This window comes from Enterobacter sp. RHBSTW-00975, assembly GCF_013615235.1.
Classification (GTDB): Bacteria; Pseudomonadota; Gammaproteobacteria; order Enterobacterales; family Enterobacteriaceae; genus Enterobacter; species Enterobacter ludwigii.
This window is the reverse complement of sequence record NZ_CP055883.1, coordinates 405,545-421,249: the sequence shown is the minus strand read 5'-3', so window position 1 is coordinate 421,249 and position 15,705 is coordinate 405,545. Positions and strand designations below refer to the sequence as shown.

Genomic DNA, 15,705 nt, shown 5'->3' with positions numbered 1-15,705 from the left:
AAACCAGCCAGATAGTAAGCGGCTAATTTATTTGACAGACGGGGCGAAAAAGCGGAGATCGAGGAGCGTTCGCCGGATGGCGCGACGCGTATCCAGCCTGCGGGTTGTCCCGCAGGCCAGCAGTCACGAAGATTATGCGTCGAACGGGTCGCGCAGGATCATCGTTTCAGTACGATCAGGGCCGGTAGAGATAATGTCGATCGGCACTTCGGTCAGTTCTTCAATACGCTTGATGTAATTCAGTGCTGCCTGCGGCAGACCGCTACGCTCTTTCACACCGAACGTCGTTTCAGACCAGCCTGGCATGGTTTCGTAGATTGGCTCGATGCCTTTCCAGTCATCCGCAGCCAGCGGAGTGGTGGTCACTTCGCGACCATCAGGCATACGGTAGCCTACGCAGAGTTTCACCTCTTTCAGACCGTCCAGCACGTCCAGTTTGGTCAGGCAGAAGCCAGACAGGGAGTTAATCTGTACTGCGCGACGCACGGCTACCACGTCCAGCCAGCCGGTACGACGACGACGACCGGTGGTCGCGCCAAACTCGTTACCCTGCTTGCACAGGAACTCGCCGGTTTCATCAAACAGCTCAGTCGGGAATGGACCCGCACCCACGCGAGTGGAGTAAGCTTTGATGATGCCCAGAACGTAATCCACATAACGTGGACCCAGACCAGAACCGGTCGCAACGCCACCTGCGGTGGTGTTAGAGGAGGTAACGTACGGATAGGTACCGTGGTCGATGTCCAGCAGTGTACCCTGCGCACCTTCGAACATGACGAAATCGCCACGCTTGCGCGCCTGGTCCAGCAGATCGGACACATCAACAACCATACCGGTCAGAATGTCAGCAATCGCCATGACGTCATCCAGCACTTTCTGGTAGTCAACAGCGTCAGCTTTATAGAAGTTCACCAGCTGGAAGTTGTGATATTCCATCACTTCTTTCAGTTTTTCAGCGAACGTCTCTTTATCAAACAGATCGCCCACGCGCAGACCGCGACGAGCAACTTTGTCTTCATAAGCCGGGCCGATACCACGACCGGTCGTGCCGATCGCTTTCGCGCCACGCGCTTTTTCACGCGCTACGTCCAGCGCCACGTGATAATCAAGGATCAGCGGGCAGGCTTCGGAGAGCAGCAGACGCTCGCGAACGGGGATACCACGGTCTTCCAGACCTTTCATCTCTTTCATCAGAGCAGCCGGAGACAGCACAACGCCGTTACCGATGATGCTGGTGACGTTTTCGCGAAGAATGCCTGATGGAATAAGATGGAGGACGGTTTTTTCACCGTTGATTACGAGAGTATGGCCTGCGTTGTGACCGCCCTGGTAGCGTACAACATATTTAGCCCGTTCAGTCAGAAGATCAACAATCTTCCCTTTACCTTCGTCACCCCATTGGGTGCCCAGTACGACGACGTTGTTACCCATTTTTTTCAAAATCACCGTTTGCTTAAAAATGGATTCTACCATCGCTTTTTCAGATATACAGCACTTTTTGACCTCAAAATACGCCAAACCAGATTACTTTTTGATCAGCCAATCGTTTTCCTCAACATGTAGTAGATAACGATGCCGGCAACCACAAGTCCGCCCCCAAATCGACGCAAAATATTATCCGGCAACTGGCTCAGAGAGGCTATCATCCGACGCCATGCACGCGGATAAAGCATCGGTCCAAGGCCTTCCAGCACCAGAACCAGGGCCAGCGCAAGCCAAATCGTTGAATTCATTTTTCATCCTTATAAAAGAAAACCACCGCTCCGTTGAGAGCGGTGGTTTGAATACTCAAACTGGCCTGAGTTTATCGCGTTGCGTTAGCCGGCGTCTTCATGTAACGGAAGAAATCGCTGTCCGGGCTGAGCACCATCACATCCTGGTTGCTCTGGAAGCTGTTCTCGTAAGCTCGCAGGCTACGGATAAAGGCGTAGAAGTCGGGATCCTGGCTGAAGGCATCGGCAAACAGTTTTGCCGCTTCGGCATCCCCTTCACCGCGCAGAATACGGCCCTGACGCTCAGATTCTGCCAGCGTCTTGGTCACTTCGTAATCCGCTGCCGCACGCAGTTTCTCCGCCTCTTCCTGACCTTGTGAACGATGACGACGGGCTACCGCTTCACGCTCGGCGCGCATACGGTTGTAAATCGCCTCGGACACTTCCGCTGGGAGGTTGATCTGCTTGATACGGACATCGACCACTTCGATACCCAGAGCAGCCATACTGTTCGGGTTGATCACCGGCACTTTGCCGTTGGTTTCAGCCTGAACGCGTTCTGCCGCTTTGGCAATGGCATCATCCGCTGCCGGGGTGGTGACTTCGTCTTCGGTTCCTGCAGAACCGGAGTTCAACGCATCACGCACTTCCAGCGTCAGACGACCACGGGAGTCGGTGACGATGTCTTTCACATCCAGACGACCAATCTCAGAGCGCAGACGGTCAGAGAACTTACGTTTCAACAGCACTTCCGCCTGAGAAACGTCGCCACCGCCCGTTGCCAGGTAGTAGCGGCTGAAATCACTGATACGCCATTTGATGTAGGAATCAACGATCAGGTCTTTCTTCTCTTTGGTCACGAAACGGTCGGCCTGGTTATCCATGGTCTGGATACGGGCGTCGAGCGTTTTCACCGATTCAATCAGTGGCATTTTAAAGTGCAGGCCCGGCTCAAACACCAGCGGCTTGTTCTCGCTGTCGCGCAGAACTTTACCAAAACGCAGGGTAATTCCACGCTCGCCCTCTTTCACCACAAAGATAGAGGTATAAAGCACGACCAATACGATGATGATGATCGCAATAACTGACTTACGCATCCTTATTCCCCCTGACGCTGGTAGTCGTTACGCTGCGCGTTAGCACGGCGTTGGTCCATAATGTCACCATCGTTCGAAGAAGGCGTGGTTGTGGCGCTTGAGCTACCGGATGCCGCAGGTGGCAGACGCAGCAGGTTGTTGGCACCACTGGTATCCGCCTTTGCCGCCGGCGCCGAACCGCCTTTCAGCATCTGATCCAACGGCAGTACCATCAGGTTTCCACCTTTGCTGTCGTTAACCAGTACCTTACGCGTATGGCTCAGCACTTTTTCCATGGTCTCAATATAAAGACGTTCACGGGTAATCTCCGGAGCCGCTTTATATTCTGGCAAAATCTTCGCGAAACGCGCCACTTCACCCTGAGCTTCCAGGACGGTCTGAGTTTTATACGCACGCGCTTCTTCAAGAATACGCTGCGCCTGACCGTTAGCACGCGGCTGAACTTCGTTGGTGTACGCTTCCGCTTCACGGATGTACTGTTGTTCGTTTTCACGGGCGGCAATCGCGTCATCAAACGCGGCCTTCACCTCTTCCGGTGGACGAGCAGCCTGGAAGTTGACGTCCAGCAGGGTGATACCCATGTTGTACGGGCGAATGGTCTCTTCCAGCTCACGCTGGGTATCGCTACGAATAACGGTACGACCTTCGGTCAGAATGCGGTCCATGGTGTATTTACCGATCACACCGCGCAGCGCACTGTCTGTGGCCTGGCGCAGACTGTCATCCGCACTGGTCACGCTAAACAGGTAGTGCTGCGGATCGGTGACGCGGTACTGGACGTTCATCTCAACGCGCACAACGTTCTCGTCGGAGGTCAGCATCACGCCGGACGCCGCCAGTTCACGGACAGACTCCACGTTCACCGCGGTCACGTCGTCAATGAAAGTCGGTTTCCAGTTCAGACCTGGCTCAACCAGATGGCTGAACTTCCCGAAACGGGTGACCACACCGCGTTCCGCTTCTTTAATGGTGTAGAACCCGCTGGCAGCCCAGATGATCACCACGGCAGCGGCAACAATGCCCACCACGCGGCCCCCTAACTGCGGGCGCGGTCCCTGAGTGGAACCTCCACCAGAGCCAGAACCTTTACCTCCGCCAAGGCCACCAAGCTTCTTGCTTAGCTTGCGGAAGATATCATCCAGATCCGGCGGCCCCTGCTCGCGACCACCTTTGTTGCCATTTCCCCCAGAGTTGCCGCCTTGATTATTGCTGCTTCCCCACGGGTCGCGGTCTTGTCCGTTATTACCGGGCTGATTCCACGCCATGTATATGCTCCATATTTGTTATGCAAGGGCGAATTATTCAGGCATCCCCTTTCTGATCAGACGATATAGTCGACCAGCGCAGGTTCTTGTTTACAGAGGCGACGCCAGTCAACGATCGGCAAACGCACCTGCATCCCCACGCTGCCGTCATCCTCCATCCACTCTTTTTCTATCGCCTGAAGCTGATAAAACCGGCTGCGCAGCCTGCCTTCCTGTGGCGGCAATCGCAGCGTGTGCTGGGCTACCTCACCGGAAAGACGTTCTGTCAAAGCCTGGAAAAGCAGTGGCACACCAATACCGGTCTGAGCGGAAAGCCAGACCCGAATCGGTTTGTTCTCTTCATCTCGGTCGATACGCGGCTCAAAATCCTCCAGCATATCGATCTTATTCATCACCAACAGCGTTGGGATGTCGTCGGCGTCGATCTCGTCGAGCACCACGTTTACCGCGTCGATGTTCTCCTGCAAGCGAACGTCTGCAGCATCAATGACGTGCAGCAGCAGGGTCGCCTGACGCGTCTCCTGCAGGGTGGCTTTAAACGCAGCCACCAGGTCATGCGGCAGGTGACGGATAAACCCTACGGTATCCGCCAGCACCGTTTCACCGACGTCGGCGACGTCAATACGACGCAATGTGGGGTCCAGGGTCGCAAACAGCTGGTCTGCGGCATAAACCTGGGCCTCAGTAATCTGGTTAAACAGGGTGGATTTACCGGCGTTGGTATACCCCACCAGCGACACCGTCGGGATGTCAGCTTTCGATCGCGCCCGACGTCCTTGCTCACGCTGTTTTTCAACGCGTTCCAGACGTGAAAGGATCTGGGTAATACGGCCACGCAACAGACGGCGGTCGGTTTCAAGCTGGGTCTCACCCGGACCGCGCAAACCAATCCCGCCCTTTTGTCTTTCAAGGTGGGTCCAGCCACGCACAAGCCGCGTTGCCAGATGGCGCAACTGCGCCAGCTCAACCTGCAGCTTACCTTCGTGAGTACGCGCACGTTGAGCGAAAATATCTAAAATCAAACCCGTGCGATCGATAACACGGCATTCGCAAAGACGTTCCAGGTTACGTTCCTGAGCCGGAGACAGCGCATGATCAAACAACACGACTGACGCGCCGGTTGCTTTTACGGCATCCGCAATTTCAACTGCTTTACCTTCACCAACAAAATACTTTGGGTGCGGCGCTTTACGGCTACCGGTAATCACCTGCATTGCTTCGACACCGGCGGAAGAGACCAGAGATTCAAACTCCTGGAGGTCTTCCATATCTTTGTCTTGCGTAAAATAGATGTGTACCAGCACCGCCTGCTCACCGGCATCATAACGGTCAAACAAGCGTAAATTCCTCAAAAAAGATCAGCGGGGAACGCAGGATCCCTGGCTCCCCGTGTGGATAACAGCCCGAAACCTTATTCGGTATCTTCGCTGTCCTGCGCAGGAGAAGAAGAACCCTGCGCGCTGCTGCCATGATGGTAGTTACTACCCGTGCCGCCGCCAGTGTTATTGCTGTGATGGGATACCGGACGAGACGGAACAACTGTAGAAATAGCGTGCTTATAGACCATCTGACTGACCGTGTTTTTCAACAGGATCACGAACTGATCGAAAGATTCAATCTGACCTTGCAGCTTAATACCATTCACCAAATAAATAGAAACTGGAACACGTTCCCGACGCAATGCGTTCAGGAACGGATCTTGTAAAGATTGCCCCTTAGCCATTCTATCTTTTCCTTATATGCTTGTTTTGTACTTAGAACCTTGCGATTCTGAAAAATTGCGCACGATACGACTCAATTGTACACATTCAGTGAGCGATATCACCAACAACCTCAATCACTTCGTTTAACGCCTGTTGCGGTTTTTCACTGTCTAACCAGTGAACACCGTCCCAACCGCGCAACCAGGTGATCTGGCGCTTCGCTAACTGTCTCGTGGCGCAAACACCTCGATAAACCATTTCATCATATGAAATCTCGCCTTCAAGATATGACCACATCTGGCGGTATCCCACACAACGAACGGAAGGCATATCCGTATGCAAATCTCCACGGGCAAATAGCGCCCGCACTTCTGCTTCAAAATCTGAAGCTAACATCTGATGAAAACGCTGCTCAATTCGTTGATGGAGCAGTTCACGGCTCGCCGGGGCGATGGCGAACTGATGCACCTGATACGGCAGAGCGTCTCCTGACGTTTGCGTCAGTTCCGTTAAAGTTTTACCCGAAATGAAAAAAACTTCCAGTGCCCGGGAAAGCCTTTGCGGATCATTTGGATGGATCCGTGCTGCGGCAACCGGGTCAATCTCGGCCAGTTGCTTATGCAAAACGTCCCATCCCTGCTCTGCCGCCTGCTGCTCAATTTTTGCTCTTACTTCCGGATCCGCTGATGGCAGAGGTGAAAGCCCCTCCAGCAACGCCTTGAAATAAAGCATGGTTCCGCCAACCAACAGCGGTATACGTCCCGCCGCCGTTATCTCGGCCATCTCGGCTAACGCATCGCGGCGGAAATCCGCTGCGGAGTATGCCTGAGCCGGGTCGAGAATATCCAGCAAACGATGCGGTGCCGCACGCAGTTCGTCTGCGTCAGGCTTCGCCGTGCCGATGTCCATCCCTCGGTAGATAAGGGCAGAATCGACACTAATCAACTCTACAGGCAAAACTTTACGCAACTCAATGGCCAGTGCCGTTTTGCCGGAGGCCGTGGGACCCATTAAAAAAATCGCCTTTGGCAGGCTCGCCTTGCTTACGTCAATCATGTTTCAGGGCATTCATCGCCGTTTGTAAATCAACAGGTTGTAATAACCCACCTGGCGGTGTCTTCACCAGATGCGGACAAAGGCGTTCAACCTCCGCCAGCACGCTAATGGCCTGCGCCATACTCCACGGCGCATGTTCGCTTGCCAGATGGCGGGCGATCCACTGCGCGGTGTTGGCGGCATCAAACGACGTTTGCTGCGCCAGGTAGCCTATCAGTTCAGGAATCAAGTTTTGTAAATTTTGTTGGCGTAAGGGTAAAGGCACTGCGCGAATGGTCACATGTTGTGGTTCGAGCACCATTTCAATACCCATCTGCGCCAACAGGGCCTCTGCGCGACGCAGTACCCCTGTTTCTTCAGGGGATATTTTTAGCCGAACGGGGATCAGCAACGGTTGTGCACAGGCCGCGTTTTCACCCGGAGTAAGCTGCACTTGTTTAAGCCAGCGTTCCGCCACCGGCAATGCCAGAAGCATCAAGTGGCCTTCGCGCTCCAGCAACGCCATATCCGGGGCGATAATCGTCAGAACCCGGCCAAAACTCTGGCTGTGGCCGTCCAGCGAAGGCGCTGGCACCGCGACAGGCGCTTTGCGCTCCACCGCGGGGGTTTCCAGCAATTTGCGGTACAACGCTCCCTGCTGTTTTTGATAGCCAGGTTGGGCGTTTGGATAGTTCGTTCCCGTTGGGCGCGGTGTGCTACCCGCAGCAGAGAAACGCGGGGCATCCGGCTCACGCGCCACGGCAGGTTCAGCAAAATGGTTCCGGCCCGCTGCAACACGGTTTTCCGGAAACGCGCGCGGGGCGGGTTCTTCTTTTTCCAGCGGCAGCGTCGGTTCAGCCTGCTGTTGCAATACGCTCAGCACGCCCTGATAGATAAAATCATGCACCAGACGTGACTGGTGGAACCGCACTTCATGCTTGGCAGGATGGACGTTAACGTCCACCTGGTGAGGATCGATTTCTAGATAGAGCACAAACGCGGGTTGCTGATCTGCGCCCAGTTTATCTTCACAGGCCTGACGAATGGCGTGGTTAATGAGGCGGTCACGCATCATGCGGCCGTTCACGTAGCAATACTGGATCTCAGCGAAGGCCGCGCTGCTCGCGTTGGGGTCAGCCACCCAGCCGCGCATGGCCAGATCGCCATGCTGCCACTCAATGGCCAGCGCGTGCTCGAGGAACGGTACGCCGCAGATAGCGCCCAAGCGGCGCTCTTTCTGCCCACCTTCCACCACGGCGCGGTACTGGCGCATGACTTTGCCGTTATGGCTAAGGTTAATGGTCACGTCAAACCGCGCCAGGGCAATGCGACGAATGATCTCATCGATATGCCCAAACTCGGTTTTTTCGGTACGCATAAACTTGCGTCGGGCGGGGGTGTTATAAAACAGATCCAGCACTTCCAGCGTAGTACCGACCGGGTGCGCCGCTGGTTTAATCGTCACGTCCATATCACGCCCTTCGGCGTACGCCTGCCAGGCTTCCTGCTGTTCAGCGGTACGGGAGGTGAGCGTGAGACGGGAAACGGAGCTGATACTGGCCAGCGCTTCCCCGCGAAAACCGAGGCTGATGATCGCTTCCAGGTCATCAAGAGAGGCAATTTTACTGGTGGCATGGCGCGCCAGCGCTAACGCCAGCTCGTCTTTTTTAATTCCACAGCCGTTGTCACGAATGCGAATCAGCTTTGCGCCGCCGCGTTCGATATCAATATCAATGCGGGTGGCCCCCGCATCAAGGCTGTTTTCTACCAGCTCCTTCACCACCGATGCAGGGCGCTCCACCACCTCACCGGCGGCGATTTGGTTCGCGAGCTGCGGCGGTAGAACCTGAATCGGCATGAATTCTCCTTAGTTGGTCGCGGTCATCTCACCTGGCTGCGCTGCGCTGGCCGTCTGGGCGGCACCGCCCTGTGGCGCGGACTGCAGCGGATGCGCATCAAAGTATTTACGCAGACCGTTATAGATCGCTTCGGCAATTTGCTGCTGATAGCTGTCGCTGCCCAGCAGTCGTTCTTCAGCGTTATTACTGATAAAGCCTGTTTCCACCAGAATCGATGGAATATCCGGCGATCGCAGAACGCCCAGGCTCGCATGCTCCGGACGGCGCTTGTGCAATGACCCGATGCCCTGCAGCTGGTTCAATACATTTGTGGCGACATCATACCCGACGCGCTGGGAATGACCGAATTGTAAATCCAGCACCGCCTGGCTGAGATAGGGATCGGCCTGGCTGTTTGCCAGCACATCACCCGCGCCACCTAACAGTTCGGACTGTTTCTCGTGCTCTTCAAGCCAGTTTGCCATTTCACTGTTCGCCCGACGGTTTGACAGCACCCACACTGAGGCTCCCGTGGCGTTACGGTTCGGCGCGGCATCCGCATGAATGGACACCAGGAAATTGGCATTTTGCTTACGTGCCACATCCGAGCGGCCCATCACCGAGATAAAGTAATCGCCGTCGCGCGTCAGCACGCCTTTAAACATAGGATCGTCGTTTAGCAGCGTCCGCAGCTTACGGGCAACCGCGATGGTGACATTTTTCTCCCGCGTACCGCCCGGGCCAATTGCGCCGGGATCCTGACCGCCGTGCCCCGCATCAATGGCGATAATCACTTTATCACCGCTGACCGCGCGACGTGCACTGGCCGCCGGCCGCGTCACGGTATTGCTGCTGGTAACGCTGGTAATGCGGTCGCTGTCCGTTTTAAACGGATTACGTGCCGGTTCAGATGGGCGCGGGGTATAAACCGGCTCTTCCACGCGTTTCGCCACCACCGGTGGAGGCGGAGGCGGCGGAGGGGCGTCAGCGTTGATGGTAAAGACCACCGTATAATTCGCACCGTTTTGCTGCTTAACCGCTCTGGTTTTACCCTTTTCGGTTAGGTCGACCACCAGACGCAATGACTGGCTATCTTTTGGCGAGCCGGAACGAATGCTTTTAACCAGATTATTGCCGCTGAACTGGAGCGGTAACCCCTGGATAACCCCGGTTTGTTTGATATCCAGCGCCACGCTGTGGCTGTCTGGCTGTGAAAAAGCATATTCCGGATCGCCCATAAAGCTGAACGTGATCCTGGCCTGGCTTTCGCCGTTCGACACCTGAATATCCGACAGGCTTGCCGCCCCGGCCTGCGCGCACAGCAGCACCGTGGCAGCCAATAACCAACCTTTAACGCGACTAATCATCCCGTCATCCCTACGCTTAACCGGCCAGACGCGCCAGTAAGGAACTACCTGATGAGGAAACAGCACTGATGCGTGCCTCACGCCCTTGTGCCTGGTAATCTAAGTGAATTTCGACATCCGGGTCAGGCAACACACCCGCACCTTGTTGCGGCCACTCCACCAGGCAGATGGCATCATTGGCAAAATAATCACGGATCCCCATAAATTCCAGCTCCTCGGGATCCGCAAGGCGGTATAAATCAAAGTGGTACACCATGAGGTTTTCAAGGGTGTACGGTTCTACCAGCGTGTAGGTTGGGCTTTTCACATTGCCTTTATGGCCTAACGCCTGCAGAAAACCCCGGCTGAAGGTGGTTTTACCCGCACCTAAATCACCATACAGATAAATGACGGTTGCCCCCTGACAGGCCTGTGCCACGCGTTTGCCAAGATCTAAAGTGGCTTGTTCATCAGGTAAAGAAATCGCTCGATTAGTCATTTTCTACGTCAATCACATCCGGGTTAACAACACGCCGTAGCGTGCAAAAAAGATCGGTGGCCAGCATTCCGCGTGTGCCGTAACGTGCCGCCAGCTTATCCGCCGCGACACCATGGGCCACGCAGCCAGCGCAGGCTGCATCATAAAGGGGAAGTTTCTGTCCAAGCAATGCGCCAATGATGCCTGAAAGCACATCGCCCATTCCGCCGCTCGCCATACCCGCATTTCCGGCATCGACAATGCCCATCGCCTCGTCGCTGGCGACAACGGTTCCTGCCCCTTTCAGAACGGCAACACCTCCGTAACGTTTTACCAGACGCCGGGCAGAAAGTAAGCGATCGCTTTCAATTTCTGCCACGCTGCAGTTAAGCAGGCGCGCGGCTTCGCCGGGGTGCGGCGTCAGAATGCGATTGTGACGCTTATCAGGATTGATTGCCAGAAGGTTCAGCGCGTCGGCATCCCACAGCATCGGTTTACGAAAATTCTCGACCTTCTGCAGGGCCTGTTTCCCCCAGGCCTGCTGCCCAAGCCCCGGGCCAATGACCACGACATCCGCCCATTCGAGACTCTCTTCAAGCGACTGCGGCGTCAATTCATGCACCATCAGCTCCGGGCGGGCCGTAATAATTGGCGCACTATTTTCGATGCGCGTCAGTACCCGCACTAAGCCGGCACCGCAACGCAATGCCGCTTCCCCCGTCATGCGGATAGCCCCCGCCGTGCCGTGGTCACCTCCAATGATCACCAGCCTGCCGTGATCGCCTTTATGGGACGTCGGGCGGCGCGGCGGTAGCCACTGTGCCAGCAGCGAAGCATCAACGCGCGAAACGTGAGTTTCCTGCCCGGCAAGCCAGCTCTCCAGCCCCAGTGCGTTATGGTGCAACGTTCCCGTGACATCCCGTGCTTTACCGGTAAGCAGCCCCGGTTTCAGGGCGATAAAGGCAACGGTGTGCGCGGCCTGAATCACCGCGCCAGGCGTCGTGCCGGTTTGCGCCATCAGTCCAGAAGGTATATCCAGGGCCACCACCGGCGCGCTGTGGGCATTGGCACGTGCAATCAGGGTGGCAACCGGGTCGCGCGGCGCACTGCGAAGCCCGGTGCCCAGCAGGCCATCAATAATCACATCAATCTCTTCCGGCCAGACGATATCGGTGGCATGAATAACACCGCCCGCGTTCAGCCAGGCTTCCCGCGCCGCACTGGCCTCTTCTGGCAGCGGTTTATCGCTCTCCAGCGCCAGCAACGTCACGTGGATCCCGGCGGCAACCGCCAGGCGGGCAACGACATAACCGTCACCGCCGTTATTGCCGTGTCCGCATAAAATCAGCCAGTGCGACGATTCAGGGTAAGCCGTGCGGGCAACGTTAAACGCCGCTTCACCCGCGCGTTGCATCAGTTCATACAGGGTAATGCCGAGGCTATCTGCGGCCTCTTTTTCGGCGTGCCGGAGGTCATCCGCATGCCAGATGGAATGTGGTATACTTTCGGGGTTTTTCTTCACAGTATGGTCCGTCATGTCACAGCCCCTCGATCTCAATGAATTAGCGCAAAAAATTAAACAGTGGGGTGCTGAGCTTGGCTTCCAGAAGGTGGGTATCACCGATACCGACCTTTCCGCCAGCGAGCCGAAACTGCAGGCATGGCTGGATAAACAATACCATGGCGAAATGGAGTGGATGGCGCGTCATGGCATGATGCGTGCCCGCCCACACGAGCTGTTACCCGGTACATTACGCGTCATCAGCGTACGCATGAACTACCTGCCCGCCAACGCGGCGTTTGCTCGCACGTTAAAAAATCCCGCTCTCGGTTACGTCAGCCGGTACGCCCTGGGTCGTGATTACCATAAGCTTCTGCGTAACCGTTTAAAAAAACTTGGGGAAACTATTCAGCAGCACTGTGTGTCGCTGAATTTTAGACCGTTTGTAGACTCTGCGCCTGTTCTTGAACGCCCGATAGCAGAAAAAGCCGGGCTTGGCTGGACAGGTAAGCACTCACTTATCCTTAGCCGCGACGCCGGATCGTTCTTTTTCCTCGGTGAACTGCTCATAGATTTGCCGCTGCCGGTAGATGGTCCGGTAGAGGAAGGTTGCGGGCGCTGCGTGGCCTGCATGACCATCTGCCCGACGGGTGCCATCGTTGAGCCTTATACGGTGGATGCGCGCCGCTGCATCTCCTATCTCACCATTGAACTCGAAGGGGCGATACCGGAAGAATTCCGTCCGCTTATCGGGAACCGTATCTACGGCTGCGATGACTGCCAGCTGATCTGCCCCTGGAATCGTTACTCGCAGCTTACGGATGAAGACGATTTCAGTCCTCGTAAAGCGCTTCATGCGCCTCAGCTTATCGAGCTCTTCGCCTGGAGTGAGGCCTGGTTCCTGAAAGTCACCGAAGGATCCGCCATTCGGCGTATTGGGCATCTGCGCTGGCTACGAAATGTCGCCGTTGCGCTGGGCAATGCGCCCTGGGATGAAGCCAATATTCAGGCGCTCGAAAGTCGCAGAGGTGAGCACCCACTTCTTGATGAACACATAGAATGGGCGATTGCGCAGCAAATCGAGAAGCGCAATACCTGCGTTGTCGAGGTGCAGCTGCCGAAGAAACAACGGCTGGTGAGAGTGATTGAAAAAGGGCTTGTACGGGATGCTTGATATATTCACAGCCTGTGAATAAAAATAAAAACTCAAGCGCCATCGGGGCTGGCAATGAGGTCAAGTGATCTAAATAACATTTTGAAATGAAATTTACTTCATTAAATTCAGTATGTTATGAAGATATTATTCACCCTGCTAATTTTCTTCTGGTCTGTAACTGAGTAGGGCTTCTGTGGATAACTCTGTTCACAAGAGTATTTCAGATGCAATAGAAAATGTCCCCAACGAAGCATTCCGCTGTGGATAATCTGGAGATGATAAGAATTTGGAGCGGGAAACGAGACTCGAACTCGCGACCCCGACCTTGGCAAGGTCGTGCTCTACCAACTGAGCTATTCCCGCTTGGGTGGTCCGTGCTGTGGAAGCACTTTCAAATTTTGGAGCGGGAAACGAGACTCGAACTCGCGACCCCGACCTTGGCAAGGTCGTGCTCTACCAACTGAGCTATTCCCGCTTGGGTGGTCTGTGCTTTAGAAGCACCTTCAAATTTTGGAGCGGGAAACGAGACTCGAACTCGCGACCCCGACCTTGGCAAGGTCGTGCTCTACCAACTGAGCTATTCCCGCAAATTTGCACTGCTTTTGTTGCTGTCGTAACGTGTATTTCTCTGTCGTTACGGGAGGCGCATTATACGAGAAATCCGTTTAGCTGCAACCCCCCTAAAAGCGTTTTTTGTGAAATTCAGTTCAAGTGATGGAATATTCATCGCTTTGCACGTTTTTACACCATTCATGGGTTCTGTAGGCCGGGTAACGCGCAACGCCCCCGGCAACCGCCTGAATTACAGCTTAATAAAGTTCTCGCGATAATACGCCAGTTCGGCCACGGACTCACGGATATCGTCCATGGCCTGATGCGTTCCCTGCTTTTTAAAGCCATCCAGGATTTCCGGTTTCCAGCGACGCGCCAGCTCTTTCAGGGTGCTCACATCCAGATAGCGGTAATGGAAGTAAGATTCCAGCTCCGGCATGTACTTAAACAGAAAACGGCGATCCTGACCGATGCTGTTACCACAGATAGGTGATTTGCCCGCCGGAACCCACTGTTTCAGAAACTCAAGCGTTGCCAGCTCTGCCTCGCGATCGCCCATGGTGCTGGCCTTAACGCGCTCCACCAGCCCGCTCCCCGTATGGGTGCGCACGTTCCACTCATCCATTAACGCAAGCTGGTCGTCGGACTGATGAACCGCAATAGTCGGCCCTTCCGCCAGAATATTCAGGTTGGCATCGGTCACCAGGGTTGCAATCTCAATAATGCGATCGCGCTCGGGATCCAGCCCGGTCATTTCAAGATCGATCCAAATCAGGTTGTTTTCATCCGCGCTCATGTTATTTTCCACCCTTCTCGCATAACCGGCTGTAGCAGGTTAACTAGTATTAATTAGAGTGTATCATAGAGGTTTTGCCCCTTACGGGCGACCAGGAGCCAGCGCGATTGAGTAAAAATAAACTCTCCAAAGGGCAGCAGCGCCGTGTGAATGCCAATCACCAGCGCCGTCTTAAAACCACTTCGGAGAAGGTCGATTACGACGACAACCTGTTTGGCGAACCGATGGAAGGCATCGTCATCAGCCGTTTCGGTATGCACGCCGACGTGGAATCCGCCAACGGTGAGATTCACCGCTGCAACATCCGCCGGACGATTCGTTCTCTGGTAACCGGCGATCGCGTGGTCTGGCGCCCGGGTAAAGAAGCGGCGGAAGGCGTCACGGTAAAAGGCATCGTTGAGGCGGTCCACGCGCGTACGTCGGTACTGACCCGTCCCGATTTCTACGACGGGGTTAAACCTATCGCAGCCAACATTAACCAGATCGTTATCGTCTCGGCGATTTTGCCCGAACTTTCGCTCAATATTATCGACCGATACCTTGTCGCCTGTGAAACGCTGCAGGTTGAACCGATCATCGTACTCAACAAAATCGATCTGCTCGATGAAGACGGTATGAACTTCGTCAACGAGCAGATGGATATCTACCGTAACATCGGGTATCGCGTTCTGATGGTTTCCAGCTATACCAAAGATGGTCTGAAACCGCTTGAAGAGGCGCTTACCGATCGCATCAGCATCTTTGCGGGACAGTCCGGTGTGGGCAAATCGAGCCTGCTGAACAACCTTCTCGGCCTCCAGCAAGAGATCGTGACCAACGATGTGTCTGATGTTTCTGGCCTGGGCCAGCACACTACCACCGCGTCACGCCTGTATCACTTCCCGCACGGCGGTGATGTCATTGACTCCCCGGGCGTGCGTGAATTCGGTTTGTGGCACCTTGAGCCGGAACAAATCTTCAACGGATTTGTCGAATTCCATGATTATTTAGGTGCTTGCAAATACCGCGACTGTAAACATGACAATGACCCGGGCTGCGCTATCCGTGAAGCGGTCGAGAAAGGCGAAATAGCAGAGACCCGCTTTGAAAACTACCACCGCATTCTCGAGAGCATGGATCAGGTAAAAACGCGTAAAAACTTTTCTGATTCTGATAACTGACAACTAAGCTAAGCATCGCTAAAATCGTCCCCTTTTTTCAGGTTCCGGCGCTTTGCGGCCGGATCA

At 54.9% G+C, this 15,705-nt stretch carries 14 protein-coding genes and 3 tRNA genes; 2 read left to right on the top strand and 15 right to left on the bottom strand.

What is annotated here, in order from left to right:
* Window positions 1-132: 132 nt before the first annotated feature.
* The 11 genes from HV340_RS02005 to nnr form a co-directional block, all read right to left on the bottom strand.
* Window positions 133-1,431 carry an adenylosuccinate synthase gene (locus HV340_RS02005; protein ID WP_025206256.1) on the bottom strand — a complete coding sequence of 433 codons (1,299 nt, stop codon included), beginning with the start codon at window positions 1,429-1,431 and terminating at the stop codon, window positions 133-135.
* 104 nt (window positions 1,432-1,535) lie between these two features.
* Complete coding sequence (locus HV340_RS02000; protein WP_014168315.1) at window positions 1,536-1,733, bottom strand: DUF2065 domain-containing protein; 198 nt, start codon at window positions 1,731-1,733, stop codon at window positions 1,536-1,538.
* A 71-nt stretch (window positions 1,734-1,804) separates the two neighbouring features.
* Window positions 1,805-2,809, bottom strand: a complete 1,005-nt coding sequence (gene hflC / locus HV340_RS01995) for a protease modulator HflC (RefSeq protein ID WP_014168314.1) — start codon at window positions 2,807-2,809, stop codon at window positions 1,805-1,807.
* 2 nt (window positions 2,810-2,811) lie between these two features.
* Window positions 2,812-4,074: an FtsH protease activity modulator HflK gene (gene hflK, locus HV340_RS01990; RefSeq protein ID WP_014168313.1), complete on the bottom strand. Its 1,263-nt coding sequence runs from the start codon at window positions 4,072-4,074 to the stop codon at window positions 2,812-2,814.
* A gap of 56 nt (window positions 4,075-4,130) precedes the next feature.
* On the bottom strand, window positions 4,131-5,411 hold the full coding sequence (gene hflX, locus HV340_RS01985) for a ribosome rescue GTPase HflX (protein WP_020882944.1): 1,281 nt from the start codon (window positions 5,409-5,411) through the stop codon (window positions 4,131-4,133).
* A 74-nt stretch (window positions 5,412-5,485) separates the two neighbouring features.
* Window positions 5,486-5,797, bottom strand: a complete 312-nt coding sequence (hfq, locus tag HV340_RS01980; protein WP_014168311.1) for an RNA chaperone Hfq — start codon at window positions 5,795-5,797, stop codon at window positions 5,486-5,488.
* Between the two features lie 85 nt (window positions 5,798-5,882).
* Window positions 5,883-6,833: a tRNA (adenosine(37)-N6)-dimethylallyltransferase MiaA gene (miaA, locus tag HV340_RS01975; RefSeq protein ID WP_014168310.1), complete on the bottom strand. Its 951-nt coding sequence runs from the start codon at window positions 6,831-6,833 to the stop codon at window positions 5,883-5,885.
* Entirely contained in the window at window positions 6,826-8,670 is a 1,845-nt protein-coding gene (gene mutL / locus HV340_RS01970) for a DNA mismatch repair endonuclease MutL (protein WP_059306491.1), read from the bottom strand. Before mutL ends, miaA begins: the two co-directional genes overlap by 8 nt.
* 9 nt (window positions 8,671-8,679) lie before the next feature.
* On the bottom strand, window positions 8,680-10,017 hold the full coding sequence (amiB, locus tag HV340_RS01965) for an N-acetylmuramoyl-L-alanine amidase AmiB (RefSeq protein WP_014168308.1): 1,338 nt from the start codon (window positions 10,015-10,017) through the stop codon (window positions 8,680-8,682).
* Between the two features lie 16 nt (window positions 10,018-10,033).
* Window positions 10,034-10,495 (bottom strand): tRNA (adenosine(37)-N6)-threonylcarbamoyltransferase complex ATPase subunit type 1 TsaE, encoded by a 462-nt coding sequence (tsaE, locus tag HV340_RS01960; protein ID WP_020882947.1) that lies wholly within the window; start codon window positions 10,493-10,495, stop codon window positions 10,034-10,036.
* Entirely contained in the window at window positions 10,488-12,011 is a 1,524-nt protein-coding gene (gene nnr, locus HV340_RS01955; RefSeq protein ID WP_047355588.1) for a bifunctional ADP-dependent NAD(P)H-hydrate dehydratase/NAD(P)H-hydrate epimerase, read from the bottom strand. The genes tsaE and nnr overlap by 8 nt, the downstream gene beginning before the upstream one ends.
* Here nnr and queG point away from each other — a divergent pair.
* Window positions 12,010-13,149, top strand: coding sequence for a tRNA epoxyqueuosine(34) reductase QueG (gene queG, locus HV340_RS01950; protein ID WP_181216263.1), 1,140 nt, complete (start codon window positions 12,010-12,012; stop codon window positions 13,147-13,149). The two genes, nnr and queG, sit on opposite strands and share 2 nt — an antisense overlap.
* A 269-nt stretch (window positions 13,150-13,418) precedes the next feature.
* Here queG and HV340_RS01945 read toward each other — a convergent pair.
* The 4 genes from HV340_RS01945 to orn all read right to left on the bottom strand — a co-directional run bounded on the left by HV340_RS01945 (window position 13,419) and on the right by orn (window position 14,479).
* Window positions 13,419-13,494, bottom strand: a tRNA-Gly gene (locus tag HV340_RS01945).
* A gap of 36 nt (window positions 13,495-13,530) precedes the next feature.
* Window positions 13,531-13,606: transfer RNA gene (locus HV340_RS01940), tRNA-Gly, on the bottom strand.
* 36 nt (window positions 13,607-13,642) lie between these two features.
* Window positions 13,643-13,718: transfer RNA gene (locus HV340_RS01935), tRNA-Gly, on the bottom strand.
* A 215-nt stretch (window positions 13,719-13,933) separates the two neighbouring features.
* Window positions 13,934-14,479 carry an oligoribonuclease gene (gene orn / locus HV340_RS01930; RefSeq protein WP_013095280.1) on the bottom strand — a complete coding sequence of 182 codons (546 nt, stop codon included), beginning with the start codon at window positions 14,477-14,479 and terminating at the stop codon, window positions 13,934-13,936.
* Window positions 14,480-14,586: 107 nt separating this feature from the next.
* Here orn and rsgA point away from each other — a divergent pair, with 107 nt between their 5' ends.
* A complete protein-coding gene (rsgA, locus tag HV340_RS01925) occupies window positions 14,587-15,639 on the top strand; it encodes a small ribosomal subunit biogenesis GTPase RsgA (protein WP_020882951.1) in 1,053 nt (350 codons plus the stop codon).
* Window positions 15,640-15,705: the final 66 nt, after the last annotated feature.